Origin of the sequence: Azospira oryzae (genome assembly GCF_004217225.1) — a bacterium.
Taxonomy (GTDB): Bacteria; Pseudomonadota; Gammaproteobacteria; order Burkholderiales; family Rhodocyclaceae; genus Azospira; species Azospira oryzae.
Genome location: NZ_SHKM01000002.1, coordinates 14,992 through 31,958, shown reverse-complemented (window position 1 = coordinate 31,958; position 16,967 = coordinate 14,992). Strand labels below are relative to the sequence as shown.

The following is a 16,967-nucleotide window of genomic DNA, read 5'->3' as shown; positions in this document are numbered from 1 at the left end:
TCCCATGGAACAGGCCGCGGCTCCCCTGGTGGACGACCGCCAGGTGCGGCGCGCCTTTGCGCGTGCCGCCGCCGGCTACGACGGCGCCGCCTTTGTCGCCCGGGAAGTGGGCGGCCGCATGGCCGAACGTCTCGACTACGTGCGCCTGGAACCGGCGCGCATCCTCGATCTGGGCTGCGCCACCGGCGCCGACCTGGCGCCTCTCCAGGCCCGCTATCCCCAGGCCCTTACCGTTGGTGTGGACGCCGTGCCGGCCATGCTGGACCAGGCCCGGCGCCAGCATCCGGCCAGCGGCCCGTTGCTTTCCCGGCTTCCCGCCTGGCTCGGCGGTGGCTCCCGGGGGCCGGCCCTGGCGGGCGGCGAGGCGGCCCGGCTGCCCTTTGCCGGCGGCAGTTTCTCCCTGCTCTGGTCCAACCTCATGCTGCACTGGGTGAATGACCCGGAACCGGTGCTCAAGGAATTGCATCGCACCCTGGAAGTCGGGGGGCTGCTGATGTTTTCCACCTTCGGCCCGGATACGCTGAAGGAACTGCGGGCCGCCTTCGGTGATGGCTACGCCCACACCCAGCGCTTCATCGACATGCACGACTGGGGCGATCTGCTGGTCCATTGCGGTTTCGCCGATCCGGTGATGGATATGGAAATCCTCACCCTGACCTATCCGGACTTTGACGCCCTGGCTGCCGAACTGAAGGCCGCCGGCGACACCGTCGCCATGACGGCGCGCCGCCACGGCCTGATGACGCCCCGTCTGTGGCGCCAGGCAGCCGCCGCCTTTGCCGCCAAGGCCAGGGACGGCCGGGTGCCGGTGACGCTGGAGGTGGTCTACGGCCACGCCTGGAAAACTGCGCCGAAGAAGACTGCCGACGGGCGCAGCATCGTCCGCTTCGATCGAAACCGCCCCTAGCGGTCAAGCCTTCCCCATCTTCCCGATACTGGCGGGCCCTGGGCGCACGAGTGCCCAGGGCCCTTTGTTTTAGCGCTTCTTCGGCACCCCCAGGGCCGCCGCCGCGTCCCGCTTCATGAAGACGACAGGCTGCACTGCCGGCGGCGTGCTGCGGGTCGGCCAGGGGCCGTTCAGCCGGATGCGTTCCACCACGCGCCATCCCAGCAGGATGGCCAGGACCAGGGCGTAGATGATGGGGTCCAGCAGGGCCACCCGTTTCACCAGCCACAGGTAATGCACCACCCCCAGGATCGCTACCGCATAGACGGCCCGGTGCAGGCTCTGCCAGCGCTTGCCGCCGAGGCTGCGGATGGCGGCGTGGCTGGAGGTCAGGGCCAGGGGCAGCATCAGCAGGAAGGCGGTGGCGCCGACGGTGATGAAGGGGCGCTTCCAGATGTCCCGGGCGATGGCGTCCACGTCCCAGAACTGATCCAGCCAGAGGTAGGTGAGCAAGTGCAGGCAACCGTAGGCGAAGGCCGTCAGCCCCAGCATGCGGCGCAGGCGCAGCAGCCAGTGCCAGCCGGAGAGCTTGCGCAGGGGCGAGACGCACAGGGTGAGAAAGAGGAAGTTGAGGGTCCAGATGCCCATGCCCCGGGTCAGGGCTTCGATGGGATTGGCCCCAAGGCTGTCCGACCACAGGCCGTGGGCATAGTGCAGGGCCGGCAGCAGGGTGAGCAGGAACAGGGCGGCCTTGATGGCGGTAAGTTGGCGTGGGGTGGGCTGGAAGGTCATGGGCGGAAGATGTCAGAAGAAGCGGCGCAGGTCCATGCCGCTGTAGAGGCCGGCCACCTGGTCGGCGTAACCGTTGAAGGGAAGGGTTTTGCGCTTGATGAATTCGCCGATGCGGCGCTCCGTCGCCTGGCTCCAGCGGGGATGGTCCACCGCCGGATTGACGTTGGAGTAGAAGCCGTATTCGCTGGGGCCGGCCTTCATCCAGGTGCTGCGGGGCTGTTCGCGGACAAAGCGGATGCGCACGATGGACTTGGCGCTCTTGAAGCCGTACTTCCACGGCACCACCAGACGGATCGGCGCGCCGTTCTGGGCCGGCAGCACCTCGCCGTAGAGGCCGACGGCCAGCAGGGTCAGGGGGTGCTGGGCCTCGTCCAGGCGCAGTCCTTCCACATAGGGCCAGTCCAGCAGGGGCGAGCGGACGCCGGGCATCTGCTGGGGGTCCGCCAGGGTGACGAATTCGACAAAGCGAGCCTGGCCGTTGGGCTCCACCTGGCGGATCAGCTCCGCCAGGGGAAAACCGACCCAGGGAATCACCATGCTCCAGCCTTCGACACAGCGCATGCGGTAGATGCGCTCTTCCAGGGGCGCCAGCTTCAGCAGGTCGTCGATGGAAAAAGTGCGGGGTCGCTTGATCTCCCCTTCCACGGTGACGGTCCACGGCTGGGTCTTGAGGCGGCCGGGGGCGTGGCGGGCCGGGTCTTCCTTGTCCGTGCCGAACTCGTAGAAGTTGTTGTAGCCGGTGACCGACTTGAGGGGCGTCAGCTTTTCGTCGCTGCTCAAGGGGCTGGGGCGCAGGGTGCCGAGGCTGCCGGCCTGGCTGATCTGGGGCAGCCCCAGACCGGCCAGGGCGGCGCCGGCGCCGAGGCCTTTGAGCAGGGCACGGCGACCCCGGGCCAGGGGCTCCGGCGTAATCTCGGATGGCAGCAGGTCGGGGGGGCGGCGGATCAGCATGGGCGGCTCCGGAGGTGAGGATTGGGCAGGCTCGGGGCGGGCCGGCCTAGCGGGCTTCCAGTTGTTGATAGACCTGGGTGGCGATGGTGCCCAGGCTTGCCTTGTCCAGCGTGCCGGACAAAGCATAGCCGAAGCCACCGTCCACCCAGTAGAAAACGCTGACGTCCCCTTCCCGGCTGAAACGGAAGGAGGTGTCGCCACTGCCGCTGCCTTCGCCGCTGACATAGAGGGTCAGGCGCTGGCCGCCCCCGTCCTGGTACATGAACAGGGCCACAGGGCCCTGGCCGCCCGGCAGCAGGCGCCCGCCCACCAGTTCGAAGCCCTGGGCGCCGAGGCGGGGCGGGCGCAGGGGGGCGCCGAGCCGTTTCGACAGCCAGGCGGCCAGATGGGTTTCCTGGTCGGCGCCGACTTCCACCGGGTGGCGCACCTCCGGTGTATACACCGCGTGGGCGATGGCCGCCTGGCGGGGCAGGGCTGCAGCCAGGCTGGGCGACGGCAGGTAGGTATGGGCCTGCCAGCCGGCCAGGGCGCCCGACAGCACCAGCAGTACCGCGGCGGCGCTCTGCCAGGGCCAGGTGAGGAAGCGCTGCCGGAGGAGGGGCGCCGGCCGCGGCAGTTCCTGCAGGTGCTCCGGAATGTCCTCCTCCAGCACCGGCTGGAAGAGGGACTGCAGGGCCCGGTTCTGGGCCTGGTAGGCCTGCAGTCGGGCGTGGGTGTCGGGATGTTGTTCCAGGTACGACTCCACCTGAGTTTGCCGCTCGGCGGGCAGGCGCCGGTCCGCCCAGGCCTGGAGTTCGTCTTCGTGAATGGGTTGGGGCGTCATGGTACGACCCTCAAATGGGTGACGCCGGACTCCGGCGCCATGAGGCGGCGCAGATGCTCGCGGCCGCGAAAGAGGCGCGACATGACGGTGCCCCGGGGGATGGCCAGGGTCTGGGCAATGGCGTCGTAGCTCATGTCTTCCAGTGCCACCAGCAGGATCACCGCCCGTTGCTCCTCCGGCAGGCGGTAGAGGGCTGCCGCCAGGTCGGCCAGTTCCAGGGCGTCGCTCTGGGTGGGCCGGGTACCCGGTTCCGGGATTCGCTCGTCCAGTGACTGGGGGGCGATGCCGGGGCGGCGCAGCTGATCCAGGCGCAGGTTGTGCATGATGGAGAACAGCCAGGGACGTAGCGGGCGGTCATCCTGCCAGCTGTGGCGCCGGCTCCAGGCTCGTTCCAGGGTGTCCTGCACCAGGTCGTCCGCCGCCGCCCGGTCGCCCACCAGGGCCCGGGCGTAGCGGCGTAGCCGGGGAATCTCGGCCAGGAGCGGCGCTTCCTCCATGGTTCAGGGCTTGGCCACGTGCCAGACGTTGTTTACGCCGTCGCCGCTGCGGTCTCCCGGCTTCTGGTCCTTGATCCAGTAGTAGAGGGGTTTGCCCCGGTAGGCCCACTGCTTCTTGCCGTCGTCCCGGGTAAGGACGCTGAAGTGGCCGTTGGCCCGGTCCATCTCGTTGGCGAACAGGGGCGGCCAGTTGCTGGCACAGGGGCCGTTGCAGACGCTCTTGCTGCCGTCCGCCGGGTCCTTGTCGAAGACGTAGAGGGTCATGCCGTTGCTGCCGGTGAGGGCGTCTTGGGCGACCATGGCTGGAGCGGGGCCGCCGCCGTAACTGGCGCAGGCGGCCAGTCCGGTGGCGAGAACGATGCCGGCGATGCAGGTGTGGATTTTCATGGTGATCTCCGTAGGGTGATGTTGCATACGGATATACGGAAATCCCCGGCCGCCAATTCCCTCCGGCGACAAATAATTTCCGTGGCTGGCGGTAGGACCGCCGGCGCCGGAAAAAATGCCGCGGAAAAAGAAAAGGGTGGCAAATGCCACCCTTTTCGGTGCTGCTGGGAGTGCGGCTTAGCGCAGGCCGGCAGCGTACTCGGCCACGGCCTTGATTTCCTGATCGCTCATCTTGGCAGCGATGGTGCGCATCATCTTTTCCGGATCGTTGCCGCGCTCGCCGGAGCGGAAGGTCTTCAGCTGGTTCTCGGTGTATTCAGCCCACTGGCCGGCCAGACGGGGGAACTGGGCGGGCAGGCCGGCACCGGCAGCGCCGTGACAGCCGGCACAGGCGGGGATGCCCTTCTTCACGTCGCCGGCGCGCCACAGCTTCTGGCCCTGGGCCACCAGCTTTTCGTCCTTGGCCACCTGGGGCTTCAGGGTCTGGGCGGCGAAGTAGGCGGCCACGTTCTTCATGTCGTCTTCGGTGGCCAGGGTGGCGGCCATGCCGGCCATGATGGCGTTGTTGCGCAGGGGCGCCTTGCCGTCGGCACCGGGCTTGAAGTTGGACAGCTGTTTGACGATGTATTCGGGGATCTGGCCGGCCAGGTTGGGGTTGGCGGCAGCCAGGCTGTTGCCGTCGGTGCCGTGACAGGCGCCGCAGACGGCTTCAGCAATGGGCTTGCCCTTGGCGGGGTCCGGTTTGGCAGCAGCTTCCGGGTTGGCGTGGGCGGTGAAGCTGGCGGCGAGCAGAAGCGCCAGAGCCGTGGTGCGAATCATGTCCAAACTCCTTCTATCGATCCAAAAAATTCGGTATAGACGCTAGGCCGCCGGAGCGGGATCGCGCGGCCCCTCCCGGGAGGCCAGGGTTATTCTTTGAGCATTGCTGCGGCCGGAGTTTGCCTCGCCTGGGGGCTGAACCCCGTGAAAGCAAAAGCCGAAACCCTGCTATTCTATATCACTTCGGTGCTCCGAAGCGAGGAGCGGAAAAAGGAGAAGGCCCACCATGGCCCTGTTTCAAAAGGCGGTTTTTTTAACCACCGTCGCCCATTTGCGGGATCTGCCCGAGGACGCCCTGGCGGAGGTGGCTTTTGCCGGTCGTTCCAACGCCGGCAAGTCGTCCGCCATCAATACCCTGGCCAACCACACCCGGCTGGCTTTCGTTTCCAAAACCCCCGGCCGTACCCAGCACCTGAACTTCTTCAAGCTGGAAGAGGGCAAGTTCCTGGTGGACCTGCCCGGCTACGGCTATGCCAAGGCGCCGGAGGAAATCCGTTCCCAGTGGGAGGGCCTGCTCGGCCCCTACCTGCAGCATCGCGGGCCGTTGTCCGGCCTGGTGCTGATCATGGACAGCCGCCATCCCCTGACGGAGCTGGACCAGAACCTGATCGACTGGTTTGCCGCCACGGGCAAGCCCCTGCACATCATGCTGTCCAAGGCGGACAAGCTGACGCGGCAGGAACAGTCCCTGGTTTTGCGTCAGGTCAAGGCCGCCATGGCCGATCTGGGGGAACGTTGCACCGTCCAGCTGTTCTCCAGCCTGAAGAAGACCGGCGTCGAGGAAGCGGAGAAGGTGATCGCCGGCTGGATGGGCATGGAAGTGCCGCCGCCGCGCCCGGCGCCGCCGCCCCGGCCGATCCGTTCGGCCAAGAGCGCCGCCGGCGCCAAGCAGAACCGGACCCACGCCCCGGGCAACAAGAAAGCCGTGCTGGCGGGGGGCAAGCCGGCCAAACCGAAGCCGGCCAAGGCTCCGGCACAGAAATAAAAAAGCCCCCGGTAAAGGGGTAACCGGGGGCCGAAATGCCTTAATTAACTTGATTAAGGCACCCGCTCAGGGAGGTAAAGCGGGAGACGGTGTGAGCCATCTGCGTTCTAAGAGAGGCCTTGGGGGAGAGAAGTTCCCAAACCGTGCAATTTTTTTGAAAATTTTTTACTGGGTTCAGAACCGCCTGCCATGACTAGCCAAACCATCCCCGGAAAGTTCTCCGCCACTCGCATGCGGCGCATGCGCCGCGATGATTTCTCCCGTCGTCTGATGCGTGAGTCCGTGCTCACTGCGGACGACCTGATCTATCCCGTTTTCGTCCTCGAAGGCAGCCAGCGCAGCGAAGCCGTCGCCTCCATGCCCGGCGTCTGCCGCCAGAGCCTGGGCCTGCTGCTGCATACCGCCGAGCGCGCCCTCAAGCTGGGCGTGCCCGCCCTGGCCCTGTTCCCGGTGGTGGACGGCAGCCGCAAGAGCCTGGATGCGGCCGAGGCCTACAATCCGGAAGGCCTGGTGCCCACCGTGGTGCAGGCCCTGAAGAAGGAATTCCCGGAGCTGGGCGTCATCACCGACGTGGCCCTGGACCCCTACACCATCCATGGCCAGGACGGGCTGATCGACGCCAGCGGCTACGTGCTCAACGACGAGACCGTGGAAGTGCTGATCAAGCAGGCTGTCTGCCACGCCCAGGCCGGCGCCGACGTGGTGGCGCCCTCCGACATGATGGATGGCCGCATCGGCAGCATCCGCCAGGCCCTGGAAGCGGAAAAGCTGATCTACACCCGCATCCTGGCCTATTCCGCCAAGTACGCCTCCGCCTTCTACGGCCCCTTCCGGGACGCCGTCGGCTCCGCTGCCAACCTGGGCAAGGGCAACAAGTACACCTACCAGATGGACCCGGCCAATACGGACGAGGCCCTGCGGGAAGTGGCCCAGGACCTGGAAGAGGGTGCCGACATGGTGATGGTGAAGCCGGGCATGCCCTATCTGGACATCGTGCGCCGGGTCAAAGAGCAGTTCGGCGTGCCGACCTACGCCTACCAGGTGAGCGGCGAGTACGCCATGCTCAAGGCCGCCATCCAGAACGGCTGGCTGGCCGAGGAGGCCTGCGTCCTGGAGGCCCTGCTGTCCTTCAAGCGGGCCGGTGCCGACGGCATCCTCACCTACTTCGCCCTGGACGCGGCGGAGTGGCTGCGCAAGTAAGCGGTCGCTTACTCCAATGAAAAAGGGCGCTGCGGCGCCCTTTTTCATTGTCCATGGCGATTGGAAGTCAGGCTGCCTGGCTGAGGCAGGCCCCGTACAGCATGGGCCATTGCTGGGGCCATTGGGCCAGGGGCTCCCGGCTGAAGCCGCTCTTGGCGTATTGCTGCCAGCGGCCGCTGACGTGGCACAGCAGCAGGTTGGCCAGGGCGGCGAAGTCGGTGGCGGGGCTCAGGCCCTCCTGGGTGGCCGCCACCTTGAGGGATTGCCGCAGGGCTGCCTCCAGCTTCTCCAGCAGCAGGTTGATGCGGGCCTGCAGGCGCTCGTTTTCGTGCACCAGGGCATCGCCGGTGAGGACCCGGGTCATACCCCGGTTGCGCTGGGCAAAGCCCAGCAGCAGGTGCAGGATCAGTTCCACCTGCTTCAGGCCCATTTCCTCTTCCGCCGTGATCTGGTTGATGAGGCCCAGCAGGCTGGTCTCGATGAACTCGATGAGGCCCTCGAACATCTGGGCCTTGCTGGCGAAGTGGCGGTAGAGGGCGGCCTCGGAGCATTCGAGGCGGGCGGCCAGGGCTGCCGTGGTGATTTTCTCGCCCTGGGGTTGTTCCAGCATGGCCGCCAGGGTTTGCAGAATCTGCAGCTTGCGTTCGCCGGGCTTGCTGGCCATGGTGCTTCTCCCCCTTGTTGTTGGTGGGGAAATTATAGCTGGCGCAGGGCCCGGGGCAGGTCCAGGATGTTGCGCAGGGTGACGTCCACATAGGCCGGCTGGCGCAGTCTGGCGGCGGAGTCAGTGCTCACCCAGACGGTCTTCAGGCCGAGCCGTTTGGCCGTGGCCAGATTCGGCAGGCTGTCCTCCACCATGATGCAGCGGTGCGGATTCAGGCCCTCGGCCCGGAACAGGTGGCGAAAGCCGTGGCTCTCGGGCTTGGGCCGGAAACGTACCCGCTCCACCGAATAGGCGGCGGCGAAGCAGCCGGCGATGCCGGTGGCCTCGAGCACGGCCTCGGTGTAGTGCTGGGGACCGTTGGAGAAGACGATCTTGCGCCCCGGCAGGCGCTGCAGCATGGCCTTGACCCCCCGCTGGAAGACGATGCCGGGCAGCAATACCTCCAGGTCGTGGGTTTCCCGCAGGAAATGGTGGGGGTCGATGTCGTGGTGCCGGATCAGGCCCAGCAGGGTGGCGCCGTAGCGGTGCCAGTAGTCCTGGCGCAGGGCCTGGGCGGCCGCCTCGTCCAGGGCCAGGTGGCGCTGGATGTAGGCGGTCATGGCCCGGTTGATGTGGGGGAAGATGTGGGGGCTGGCGTTGTGCAGGGTGTTGTCCAGATCGAAGATCCAGACCGGCTGGCCACCCTGCCGCCAGCCCCGGGGCATGGCCATCAGTGGCTCTTGATCATGGTGCCGACGCCGTGGTCGGTGAGGATTTCCAGCAGCAGGGCATGTTCCACCCGGCCGTCGATGATGTGCACGCTCTTCACGCCGTTGCGGGCGGCATCCAGGGCGGAGCTGATCTTGGGCAGCATGCCGCCGGAGAGGGTGCCGTCCTCCACCATGTCGTCAATCTGCTTGGGGGTGATGCCGGTGATCAGCTGGCCGGCCTTGTCCAGCACCCCGGGGGTGTTGGTCAGCAGCACCAGCTTCTCGGCCTTGAGCACCTCGGCCACCTTGCCGGCCACCACGTCGGCATTGATGTTGTAGGTTTCGCCGTCCTTGCCGACACCGATGGGGGCGATCACCGGGATGAAGCCGGCGCCTTCCAGGTTGCCGATGAGGGAGGGGTCGATCTGCACGATGTCGCCCACCTGGCCCACGTCGATCAGGTCGTCGGGGTTTTCCTTGTTCGGCAGCAGCAGCTTCTTGGCCCGGATCATGCCGCCATCCTTGCCGGTGAGGCCCACGGCCTTGCCGCCGGCGCGGTTGATGAGATTGACCACGTCCTTGTTCACCTGGCCGCCCAGGACCATTTCCACCACTTCCATGGTTTCGGCGTCGGTGACGCGCATGCCCTGGATGAATTCGCCCTTCTTGCCGACCCGGCCGAGCATGTTCTCGATCTGGGGGCCGCCGCCATGGACCACCACCACGTTCATGCCCACCAGCTTCAGCAGCACCACGTCCCGGGCGAAGCATTGCTTGAGGTGCTCGTCGGTCATGGCGTTGCCGCCGTATTTGACGACGATGGTGCGGCCGTGGAAGCGCTTGATGTAGGGCAGGGCTTCGGCCAGGATGGCGGCCTGCTGGGCGGGGGTGGGGGTGGTCATGGTGTTTCCCGAATGAAAGACCCGGGAATTCTACCCGCCGGGGGGCGGAAAGAAAAAGCCGGCAGTGGCTGCCGGCTGTCTGGGGAGCGGTGCAGGCTCAGTCGATGGTGAGGCGCTTGCTGCTGGCGGCTGCCCGTTTGGGCAGGGTCAGTTCCAGCACGCCGTCGTTGAACCTGGCGGAAGCCTGGGCGTCATCGATGTCCTGGGCCACCTGGAAGGAGCGGGAAACCTTGCCGAAGTAGCGTTCGGAGCGCAGCAGGCGCTGGCCTTCCTTCACTTCCTTCTCCTGCTTGACCTCGGCGCTGATGGCCACGGTGTTGCCTTCCACATGGACATGGATGTCCTCCTTCTTCACGCCCGGCAGTTCGGCGTGTACCAGATAGGCCTTTTCATCTTCCTTGACGTCCATCTTGATGCTGGGCGCCTGGGTCTGGTTGGAAAACTCCACCGGGCGCACGAAGAAACCCCGGAACAGGTCGTCGAGCGGGTCCAGTCCGGCTTGGCTGAGGCGGGTCAGGTGATTGCTCATGATGATCTCTCCTTCAAGGACTCAGGGCGGATGCCATATCCATACGGCACCTTCTGTTTCCTATATAGGGCATGGCAAAAACTTTTCAAGGGCGTGCGTTCTGCCCCTCCCCGCGGGCTTCCCAGTACTCGTTGCAGCGGCCCCGGGCCAGGCTCTGGGCGAACTTGGGGCTGCGGATCTGGGGCTCCTCATAGACCTGGCGCGCCAGGGACTGGAGAAAAGTGGCATGGGCCTCTTCGGCCGGCAGGGGGCGCAGGGGACGTCTCTTGTCTCGGTCGCCGAGGGCCTGCAGGGCTACGTCCTCGGCCCGGTTGCACAGCTTCAGGCGCGGCGCCTCCGGGTGGTCGTCGGCCACCGCCACCGGATGGCCGTGGGCCAGGACCAGGGAGGAACTGAGGAGCAGCAGGCAGAACAGGGCGGGACGGCGCATGGCGGAGATGGGACGGGAATGACGATGACCAATGGAAGCACGAAGGCCACCAGCAGCGCCAGGGCTGACATCAAAAAGGGACGGGCATGACGAGCCGGGGTGCCGGCAGGGCAAGGCGTGGTGGTGCGTTGCGGCAGTAGCGGCCTGGGATGGCCGTCCCTTGGGCCTCTAGGGCCGGGCCAGCTGGAGAATGGCGTCCCGGTTGGTCCAGGAGAAGACCTTGTCAGCAGCCTCCTGCCACGGCAGCCAGCAGTAGTCCAGGTGTTCGCCCGGTGCCAGGGTCACCGGCCGGGGCGCCGGCAGCTCCAGGGAATAGACGTGCTCGGTGTTGTGGGTGACGCCGGGGGCGTAGCGATGGCGCCATTCGAGAAAGATCTCGAAGACGTGGCTCTGCTGCCAGTTGCGCAGGGGCAGGCCTTCGCCGGCGATGTCGATGCCGGTTTCCTCCAGCACCTCGCGCCGGGCCGTGGCGTCGAGGGGCTCGTCGCCCTCCTGGCTGCCGGTGACGGACTGCCAGTAGCCCGGGTGGGAGGCGCGCTCGAGCAGGAGAATCTGCCGCTCCGGAGTGTGGATCAGCACCAGGACGGAAACGGGCCGCTTGTAGGGCTTGGGCGTTTCGCCCGGGGTGGCGCTCACGCCGGCAGGGAATCCAGGGCCAGGCCGGGGACGGCGAAGAGGGCCCACAGGGGGCGGCCCTGCTCCCGCCATTCGTCGCCGGCGGCCTGCAGCACGGCGATGAGGGTGTCCACCGGGCTGCCCTCGTCATCTTCATCCACGCCCGCGGCAGGGGCGCCGGTGAACAGCAGCAGACAGCCCTGGCCCGGGCTGGCCGCCAGGTCGGTGAGGCAGTCATAGAGGGCGTCAAAATTGGCGCCGTAGTGTTCGGGGAATTGCAACTGCCGTCCCAGCTCGGCGAGGAAGTCGCCGTCCAGGCCGATCTCGGCCACGCTCAGGCCCAGCTGCCGGGCGGCGGCCAGAGCGGTCGGCGCCTGGTCCGGGCGCAGGCGGTAGGGGCCGGCCAGGTCGGCCTTGGCCAGCAGGGCGGGAAAGTCGGGCGTGCGGGATGGTTTGCCGGTCATGGTTCAGTCCCGCAGACGACGGAAGCTGCGGTAGTGGTCGTCGGTGTAGTAGAAGACCACCGGCGGCTGGCCGCCGGCGATGAGGCGGCGGGCGCCCCGGTTACGGGCGCCGGGGGTGTCCACCGTGTACTCGCGGTAGTAGCCCCGGGGCTGCAGGGGCAGGCGCCGTTCGAAGTTGCCGAAGGTGCTGCCGTCCTTAGGGTAGGGGAAGGGGCCGCCGCGATGGATCAGGTTGAGGGTGCTGCGGGCCTCGGCCGGCAGCTCCTGGACGGAGACGCTGGTATCGCCGAAAGCCGGGCCGGGATTGGGTTCCCGGGCCGCGGCCGGCCCCGCCAGCAGCCCGCCCAGCAGGGCCAGGCCGGCCAGCAGGGAGGACAGGAGGCGGGAGCGGCGCATGGTGGCGGGCTTGCTTTAGCCCTTGCTGACTTCGACCTGGGCTTCCACCTTCTGGCGCAGGCGGATGTGCAGCTCCTTCAGCTGCTTCTCGTCCACGTCGGAGGGAGCGTCGGTGAGCAGGCACTGGGCGCGCTGGGTCTTGGGGAAGGCGATGACGTCACGGATGGATTCGGCGCCGGCCATCATGGTGACGATGCGATCCAGGCCGAAGGCCAGGCCGCCGTGGGGCGGGGCGCCGTACTTGAGGGCGTCCAGCAGGAAGCCGAACTTGATCTGCTGTTCTTCCGCACCGATGTTGAGGGCTTCGAAAACCTTGGCCTGCACGTCGGCCTTGTGGATACGCACGGAGCCGCCGCCGATTTCCCAGCCGTTGAGGGCCAGGTCATAGGCCTTGGCCAGGCACTTGCCCGGATCGGTGAAGAGGAACTCCTCGTGGCCGTCCTTGGGACTGGTGAAGGGGTGGTGACAGGCGGTCCAGCGCTTGTCGTCCTCGTCGTACTCGAACATGGGGAAATCCACCACCCACAGGGGTTCCCAGGCCTTGCCGTTGAGGTAGCCCTTCTCGTGGCCGAGCTTGACGCGCAGGGCGCCGAGGGCGTCGTTCACCACCTTGGTCTTGTCGGCACCGAAGAAGATCAGGTCGCCGGACTGGGCGCCGGTGCGCTCCAGGATGCCCTTGAGGGCGGCTTCGTGCAGGTTCTTGACGATGGGGGACTGCAGACCGGTCTCGTTGGGCTGGGAGGCGTCATTGACCTTGATGTAGGCCAGGCCCTTGGCGCCGTAGATGCCGACGAACTTGGTGTATTCGTCGATCTCGCCCCGGGTCAGGCTGGCACCGCCGGGCACGCGCAGGGCGGCGACACGGCCGCCGCTGGTGGCCGGGCCGGAGAAGACCTTGAAGGCCACGTCGGCCACCAGGTCGGTGACTTCGGTCAGTTCCAGGGTGACGCGCAGGTCCGGCTTGTCGGAGCCGAAGCGGTTCATGGCTTCGGCGTAAGTCATGCGCGGGAAGGGGGCGGGCAGTTCGACGGCCAGGGCTTCCTTGAAGACGTAGCGCACCATCTCTTCCATGATGGCGGTGATCTGGTCTTCGCTGAGGAAGGAGGTCTCGATATCGACCTGGGTGAATTCGGGCTGGCGGTCGGCGCGCAGGTCTTCGTCGCGGAAGCACTTGGTGATCTGGTAGTAGCGGTCGAAGCCGGCCACCATCAGCATCTGCTTGAACAGCTGGGGGGACTGGGGCAGGGCGAAGAACTGGCCCGGATGCACGCGGGAGGGCACCAGGTAGTCGCGGGCGCCTTCCGGGGTGCTCTTGGTGAGCATGGGGGTTTCGATGTCGATGAAGCCCTGGCCGTCGAGGAAGCGGCGGAAGGCCATGGCCGTCTTGTAGCGCAGCATCATGTTCTTCTGCATCTGGGGCCGGCGCAGGTCGATGACCCGGTTGGTCAGGCGCACGTTCTCGGACAGGTTGTCGTCGTCCAGCTGGAACGGGGGCGTCACCGCGGCGTTGAGCACTTCGATTTCATGGCAGAGGATTTCGATCTCGCCGCTGGCCATGTTGGGGTTCACGGTGCCTTCGGGGCGGGGGCGGACCTTGCCGGTGATCTTCAGCACGAACTCGTTGCGCACGGACTCGGCCACCTTGAACATGTCGGCCCGGTCCGGGTCGCACACCACCTGGGCCAGGCCTTCCCGGTCCCGCAGGTCGATGAAGATGACGCCGCCGTGGTCGCGCCGCCGGTGAGCCCAGCCGCAAAGGGTGACTTCCTGGCCGTTCAGACCGGAATTGAGTTGTCCGCAATAATGAGTACGCATGGTGATTCCAGAAGGGTTGATTCTTGTGGTTCAGTGATGGGGCTGGGGCGGCGGCAGGTGCCGGGCCGGCGGTGCGACGACGCCCATGGAAATGATGTACTTGAGGGCCTCGTCCACGCTCATTTCCAGTTCGATGGTGTCGCTGCGCGGCAGCATCAGGAAAAAGCCGGAAGTGGGGTTGGGCGTGGTCGGCACATAGACGCTGACGTAGTCGCCCACCAGGTGATTGACCACGTCGCCGCCGGGCTGGCCGGTGAGGAAGGCGATGGTCCAGGAGCCCTGGCGCGGGTATTGCACCAGCAGGGCCTTGCGGAAAGCCTGGCCGCTCTGGGAGAAGAGGGTGTCGGAAACCTGCTTGACGCTGTTATAGACCGAATTGACCACCGGGATGCGGGCCAGCAGCTTTTCCCACCAGCGCACCAGTTTTTCGCCGATGAAGTTGGCCGCCGCCACCCCGGTGACGAGGATGATCAGCAGGGTGAGGATGGCGCCGGCCCCCGGAATGTCGAAGCCGAACAGGTTGCGCGGATGGATCGCCTCCGGCAGCAGCCGCAGCGACTGATCCATGGTGCCGATGATCAGGTTCAGCACCCAGGCCGTAATGGCCAGGGGCACCCAGATCAGCAGCCCGGTGATGAAATAGCGTTTGATCAGCTGCCCGCGCACGCGCATGCTCCGTCGCCGCCCTGGCAGGGCGGCGGGTTGTCGGCCTTTTTGCTGCTGGCCGGGGAGGCGCCGCTACCGCCCTTGAAGTCGGTGGCGTACCAGCCGGAACCCTTGAGCTGGAAGCCGGCGGCAGAAATCTGCTTGGCGTAGCCGTCCTTGCCGCACTGGGGGCAGGCGGTCAGGGGGGCGTCGCTCATCTTCTGCATGTGGTCCTGCTGATGGCCGCAGGCGGGGCAACGGTATTCGTAAATCGGCATGAGGAACTCCGGAAAAGCGAAATTATACCCGAACCGGGGCCGGCCTTATGCAGGCCCCGGCTGGGAAAATGGGGGTGAAACCCGGAGAATTCAAGCGGCTAGAGCAGCCGCAGGTAGGACTGGGTCAGTTCCTGGCCCCAGTACAGGGCCAGCAAGCCTGCAGCAGCCAGATAGGGACCGAAGGGAATGGGCACGTTGCGGCCCCTGCGGGCCAGCACGATCAGGGCCACGCCGACGACGGCACCGACCAGGGAGGAGAGCAGGATGGTCAGGGGCAGCATCTGCCAGCCGAGCCAGGCGCCGATGGCCGCCAGCAGCTTGAAGTCGCCGTAGCCCATGCCTTCCTTGCCGGTGGCCAGCTTGAACAGCCAGTAGACGCTCCACAGGGACAGGTAGCCGACCATGGCGCCGATGACGGCGGAGCTGATGTCGGTGAAGGTGCCGGAGATGTTGAACAGCAGGCCGAGCCAGACCAGGGGCAGGGTGATGGAGTCCGGCAGCAGCTGGGTGTCGAAGTCGATGCCGGTCAGGGCCACCATGGCCCACAGCAGCAACAGGGCGGCAGCTGCTGCCAGGGTCGGGCCGAAGTGCCATACCGTGAAGGCGGAGAGCAGGCCCGTGAAGGCCTCCACCAACGGGTAGCGCAGGGAAATCGGGGCCTGGCAACCGGAACAGCGGCCTTTGAGGAGCAGGAAGCTGAGGACCGGGATGTTCTCCCAGGCCCGGATGGCGTGGCCGCAATGGGGGCAGCGGGAGGCCGGGGCGGCGAGGCTCAGCCGTTCCTTTTCCGGAGCCGTTTCCCCCCGCAGTTCGGCGCACTGCAGGTGCCAGTCCCGCTCCATCATCCGTGGCAGGCGGTGGATGACGACGTTGAGGAAGCTGCCGACCAGGAGGCCCAGGATTCCGGCCACAGCAGAGGCAAGGGCGGGACTTTCCAGTAGTAAAAATTCCATACTTAGACCACGGAGCCCATTTTGAAGATCGGCAGGTACATCGCCACCACCATGCCGCCGATGAGAACCCCCAAAATGACCATGATGATTGGCTCCATCAGGCTGGAGAGGGCCGCAACAGAATCGTCCACTTCCGCTTCAAAGAAGTCCGCAACCTTGGACAGCATTGAGTCGAGGGCTCCAGATTCCTCACCGATGGCAACCATCTGGATCACCATGTTGGGGAACAGGTTCACATTCTGCATTGAGTTGGTCAGGCTGGTGCCGGTACTGACTTCGCTTTGGATCTGACGCGTTGCCATTTTGTAAACGTGGTTGCCTGAGGCTCCGCCCACTGAGTCCAATGCCTCAACCAGAGGAACGCCGGCGGCAAACATGGTTGCCAGGGTTCTCGTCCATCTGGCGATAACCGATTTCCGTATGAGGGGGCCGAAAATCGGCATCCTCAGCAATGCCTTGTCCATGGCAATCTGAACGGCCTCGGAGCGCTTCCACGACTCCAGGAAGGAATAGATACCCCCTCCCAATATGCCGAAGATCAAATACCAATAGGCAACGAAGAAGTCAGAAATCGCTATTACGACCAGTGTCGGGGCAGGAAGGTCCGCACCAAACGATTTGAAAACCTCTTTGAACGCAGGAATTACAAAAATCATGATCACAGCCGTAATGCAAAAAGCTACGACAATGACGGCAATTGGATAGAACAGGGCTGACTTGATCTTGCTTTTGACGGCTAGGATTTTTTCCTTGTAGATGGCGAGTCGATCAAGGAGTGTATCGAGGATGCCGGCCTGCTCGCCGGCGCCGATCAAGTTGCAGAATAGGCTGTCGAAGTAAAGTGGGTACTTGCGGAAAGCTTGGTTCAGAGCGCTACCCGTTTCGACATCAGCCTTGATATCCAGGAGCAGTTTCCCGACAGCGGGGTTTGAGTGGCCTTTGCCAACGATGTCGAAGGCCTGGAGTAGCGGCACCCCAGATTTCATCATGGTGGCCAACTGCCGGGTGAACAGGGTGATGTCCTTGTCGGTGATCTTGCCGCCACTCTTGAAACGCTGCTTGGATACCTTGGTAACCAGCACGCCTTGGCGCCGCAGGGTTGCCTGGACCACCGTTTCGCTGGTGGCACGCAATTCCCCCCGGATGATTTTCCCGGTCTTGTCCTTGCCTTCCCAAACAAAGACGAACTCCTTGATGCTTGGGTCGGCACGCTTGGTGTTTTGTGTGTTTTTGCCGGCAGTGGCCAT

General features: G+C 65.7%; 22 protein-coding genes. 3 read left to right on the top strand and 19 right to left on the bottom strand.

Features of this window, described 5'->3' with window-relative positions; all coding sequences use genetic code 11:
• The first annotated feature begins 4 nt into the window (after positions 1–4).
• Positions 5–907: a methyltransferase domain-containing protein gene (locus EV678_RS09315; RefSeq protein ID WP_014236399.1), complete on the top strand. Its 903-nt coding sequence runs from the start codon at positions 5–7 to the stop codon at positions 905–907.
• Positions 908–976: 69 nt separating this feature from the next.
• Here the strand turns inward: EV678_RS09315 and EV678_RS09310 are convergent, their stop codons facing one another.
• From EV678_RS09310 to EV678_RS09285, 6 genes are all read right to left on the bottom strand, one after another.
• Positions 977–1,678 (bottom strand): protein-methionine-sulfoxide reductase heme-binding subunit MsrQ, encoded by a 702-nt coding sequence (locus tag EV678_RS09310; protein WP_130459340.1) that lies wholly within the window; start codon positions 1,676–1,678, stop codon positions 977–979.
• A gap of 12 nt (positions 1,679–1,690) precedes the next feature.
• Positions 1,691–2,629, bottom strand: a complete 939-nt coding sequence (gene msrP / locus EV678_RS09305; RefSeq protein ID WP_130459339.1) for a protein-methionine-sulfoxide reductase catalytic subunit MsrP — start codon at positions 2,627–2,629, stop codon at positions 1,691–1,693.
• Positions 2,630–2,675: 46 nt separating this feature from the next.
• Complete coding sequence (locus EV678_RS09300) at positions 2,676–3,452, bottom strand: anti-sigma factor family protein (protein WP_130459338.1); 777 nt, start codon at positions 3,450–3,452, stop codon at positions 2,676–2,678.
• Entirely contained in the window at positions 3,449–3,949 is a 501-nt protein-coding gene (locus EV678_RS09295; protein ID WP_130459337.1) for an RNA polymerase sigma factor, read from the bottom strand. The genes EV678_RS09300 and EV678_RS09295 overlap by 4 nt, the downstream gene beginning before the upstream one ends.
• 3 nt (positions 3,950–3,952) lie before the next feature.
• The gene (locus EV678_RS09290) at positions 3,953–4,336 is read right to left on the bottom strand and encodes a COG4315 family predicted lipoprotein (protein WP_130459336.1); all 384 of its coding nucleotides are present in this window, start codon (positions 4,334–4,336) and stop codon (positions 3,953–3,955) included.
• 177 nt (positions 4,337–4,513) lie between these two features.
• Positions 4,514–5,155, bottom strand: coding sequence for a c-type cytochrome (locus EV678_RS09285; protein WP_014236405.1), 642 nt, complete (start codon positions 5,153–5,155; stop codon positions 4,514–4,516).
• Positions 5,156–5,381: 226 nt separating this feature from the next.
• Here EV678_RS09285 and yihA point away from each other — a divergent pair, with 226 nt between their 5' ends.
• Entirely contained in the window at positions 5,382–6,140 is a 759-nt protein-coding gene (yihA, locus tag EV678_RS09280) for a ribosome biogenesis GTP-binding protein YihA/YsxC (protein ID WP_130459335.1), read from the top strand.
• A 189-nt stretch (positions 6,141–6,329) separates the two neighbouring features.
• A complete protein-coding gene (gene hemB / locus EV678_RS09275; protein WP_207222247.1) occupies positions 6,330–7,340 on the top strand; it encodes a porphobilinogen synthase in 1,011 nt (336 codons plus the stop codon).
• A gap of 67 nt (positions 7,341–7,407) precedes the next feature.
• On the opposite strand, the gene slmA is transcribed toward hemB, so the two are convergent.
• The 13 genes from slmA to EV678_RS09210 form a co-directional block, all read right to left on the bottom strand.
• Complete coding sequence (gene slmA, locus EV678_RS09270) at positions 7,408–8,004, bottom strand: nucleoid occlusion factor SlmA (protein ID WP_130459334.1); 597 nt, start codon at positions 8,002–8,004, stop codon at positions 7,408–7,410.
• A 32-nt stretch (positions 8,005–8,036) separates the two neighbouring features.
• The gene (locus EV678_RS09265; RefSeq protein ID WP_130459333.1) at positions 8,037–8,714 is read right to left on the bottom strand and encodes a pyrimidine 5'-nucleotidase; all 678 of its coding nucleotides are present in this window, start codon (positions 8,712–8,714) and stop codon (positions 8,037–8,039) included.
• On the bottom strand, positions 8,714–9,595 hold the full coding sequence (gene argB / locus EV678_RS09260) for an acetylglutamate kinase (RefSeq protein WP_014236410.1): 882 nt from the start codon (positions 9,593–9,595) through the stop codon (positions 8,714–8,716). The genes EV678_RS09265 and argB overlap by 1 nt, the downstream gene beginning before the upstream one ends.
• A gap of 97 nt (positions 9,596–9,692) precedes the next feature.
• Complete coding sequence (locus EV678_RS09255; RefSeq protein ID WP_014236411.1) at positions 9,693–10,124, bottom strand: Hsp20/alpha crystallin family protein; 432 nt, start codon at positions 10,122–10,124, stop codon at positions 9,693–9,695.
• A gap of 85 nt (positions 10,125–10,209) precedes the next feature.
• A complete protein-coding gene (locus EV678_RS09250; RefSeq protein WP_130459332.1) occupies positions 10,210–10,554 on the bottom strand; it encodes a hypothetical protein in 345 nt (114 codons plus the stop codon).
• Between the two features lie 168 nt (positions 10,555–10,722).
• Positions 10,723–11,190, bottom strand: coding sequence for a dihydroneopterin triphosphate diphosphatase (gene nudB, locus EV678_RS09245; RefSeq protein ID WP_130459331.1), 468 nt, complete (start codon positions 11,188–11,190; stop codon positions 10,723–10,725).
• Positions 11,187–11,633, bottom strand: coding sequence for a barstar family protein (locus EV678_RS09240; RefSeq protein ID WP_130459330.1), 447 nt, complete (start codon positions 11,631–11,633; stop codon positions 11,187–11,189). Before EV678_RS09240 ends, nudB begins: the two co-directional genes overlap by 4 nt.
• Positions 11,634–11,636: 3 nt before the next feature.
• Positions 11,637–12,029, bottom strand: a complete 393-nt coding sequence (locus EV678_RS09235; protein WP_130459329.1) for a guanyl-specific ribonuclease — start codon at positions 12,027–12,029, stop codon at positions 11,637–11,639.
• Positions 12,030–12,044: 15 nt separating this feature from the next.
• Positions 12,045–13,844, bottom strand: coding sequence for an aspartate--tRNA ligase (aspS, locus tag EV678_RS09230; RefSeq protein ID WP_130459328.1), 1,800 nt, complete (start codon positions 13,842–13,844; stop codon positions 12,045–12,047).
• 30 nt (positions 13,845–13,874) lie between these two features.
• Positions 13,875–14,516 (bottom strand): DUF502 domain-containing protein, encoded by a 642-nt coding sequence (locus EV678_RS09225; protein ID WP_014236417.1) that lies wholly within the window; start codon positions 14,514–14,516, stop codon positions 13,875–13,877.
• Positions 14,495–14,767 carry an FmdB family zinc ribbon protein gene (locus EV678_RS09220; RefSeq protein ID WP_130459327.1) on the bottom strand — a complete coding sequence of 91 codons (273 nt, stop codon included), beginning with the start codon at positions 14,765–14,767 and terminating at the stop codon, positions 14,495–14,497. Before EV678_RS09220 ends, EV678_RS09225 begins: the two co-directional genes overlap by 22 nt.
• Positions 14,768–14,865: 98 nt before the next feature.
• Positions 14,866–15,720 carry a prepilin peptidase gene (locus EV678_RS09215; RefSeq protein ID WP_130459326.1) on the bottom strand — a complete coding sequence of 285 codons (855 nt, stop codon included), beginning with the start codon at positions 15,718–15,720 and terminating at the stop codon, positions 14,866–14,868.
• Positions 15,721–15,722: 2 nt separating this feature from the next.
• Positions 15,723–16,967, bottom strand: coding sequence for a type II secretion system F family protein (locus EV678_RS09210; protein ID WP_014236420.1), 1,245 nt, complete (start codon positions 16,965–16,967; stop codon positions 15,723–15,725).

What these genes read in the sequence shown, in the direction of transcription:
- EV678_RS09235 (WP_130459329.1), bottom strand. Translation starts at nt 12,029, where the DNA reads ATGCGCCGCTCCCGCCTCCTGTCCTCCCTGCTGGCCGGCCTGGCCCTG.
- EV678_RS09285 (WP_014236405.1), bottom strand. Translation starts at nt 5,155, where the DNA reads ATGATTCGCACCACGGCTCTGGCGCTTCTGCTCGCCGCCAGCTTCACC.
- EV678_RS09255 (WP_014236411.1), bottom strand. Translation starts at nt 10,124, where the DNA reads ATGAGCAATCACCTGACCCGCCTCAGCCAAGCCGGACTGGACCCGCTC.
- EV678_RS09310 (WP_130459340.1), bottom strand. Translation starts at nt 1,678, where the DNA reads ATGACCTTCCAGCCCACCCCACGCCAACTTACCGCCATCAAGGCCGCC.
- hemB (WP_207222247.1), top strand. Translation starts at nt 6,330, where the DNA reads ATGACTAGCCAAACCATCCCCGGAAAGTTCTCCGCCACTCGCATGCGG.
- msrP (WP_130459339.1), bottom strand. Translation starts at nt 2,629, where the DNA reads ATGCTGATCCGCCGCCCCCCCGACCTGCTGCCATCCGAGATTACGCCG.
- aspS (WP_130459328.1), bottom strand. Translation starts at nt 13,844, where the DNA reads ATGCGTACTCATTATTGCGGACAACTCAATTCCGGTCTGAACGGCCAG.
- EV678_RS09315 (WP_014236399.1), top strand. Translation starts at nt 5, where the DNA reads ATGGAACAGGCCGCGGCTCCCCTGGTGGACGACCGCCAGGTGCGGCGC.
- EV678_RS09300 (WP_130459338.1), bottom strand. Translation starts at nt 3,452, where the DNA reads ATGACGCCCCAACCCATTCACGAAGACGAACTCCAGGCCTGGGCGGAC.
- EV678_RS09240 (WP_130459330.1), bottom strand. Translation starts at nt 11,633, where the DNA reads ATGACCGGCAAACCATCCCGCACGCCCGACTTTCCCGCCCTGCTGGCC.
- EV678_RS09290 (WP_130459336.1), bottom strand. Translation starts at nt 4,336, where the DNA reads ATGAAAATCCACACCTGCATCGCCGGCATCGTTCTCGCCACCGGACTG.
- EV678_RS09220 (WP_130459327.1), bottom strand. Translation starts at nt 14,767, where the DNA reads ATGCCGATTTACGAATACCGTTGCCCCGCCTGCGGCCATCAGCAGGAC.
- EV678_RS09295 (WP_130459337.1), bottom strand. Translation starts at nt 3,949, where the DNA reads ATGGAGGAAGCGCCGCTCCTGGCCGAGATTCCCCGGCTACGCCGCTAC.
- EV678_RS09265 (WP_130459333.1), bottom strand. Translation starts at nt 8,714, where the DNA reads ATGGCCATGCCCCGGGGCTGGCGGCAGGGTGGCCAGCCGGTCTGGATC.
- EV678_RS09210 (WP_014236420.1), bottom strand. Translation starts at nt 16,967, where the DNA reads ATGGCCACTGCCGGCAAAAACACACAAAACACCAAGCGTGCCGACCCA.
- argB (WP_014236410.1), bottom strand. Translation starts at nt 9,595, where the DNA reads ATGACCACCCCCACCCCCGCCCAGCAGGCCGCCATCCTGGCCGAAGCC.
- slmA (WP_130459334.1), bottom strand. Translation starts at nt 8,004, where the DNA reads ATGGCCAGCAAGCCCGGCGAACGCAAGCTGCAGATTCTGCAAACCCTG.
- EV678_RS09250 (WP_130459332.1), bottom strand. Translation starts at nt 10,554, where the DNA reads ATGCGCCGTCCCGCCCTGTTCTGCCTGCTGCTCCTCAGTTCCTCCCTG.
- EV678_RS09225 (WP_014236417.1), bottom strand. Translation starts at nt 14,516, where the DNA reads ATGCGCGTGCGCGGGCAGCTGATCAAACGCTATTTCATCACCGGGCTG.
- EV678_RS09215 (WP_130459326.1), bottom strand. Translation starts at nt 15,720, where the DNA reads ATGGAATTTTTACTACTGGAAAGTCCCGCCCTTGCCTCTGCTGTGGCC.
- yihA (WP_130459335.1), top strand. Translation starts at nt 5,382, where the DNA reads ATGGCCCTGTTTCAAAAGGCGGTTTTTTTAACCACCGTCGCCCATTTG.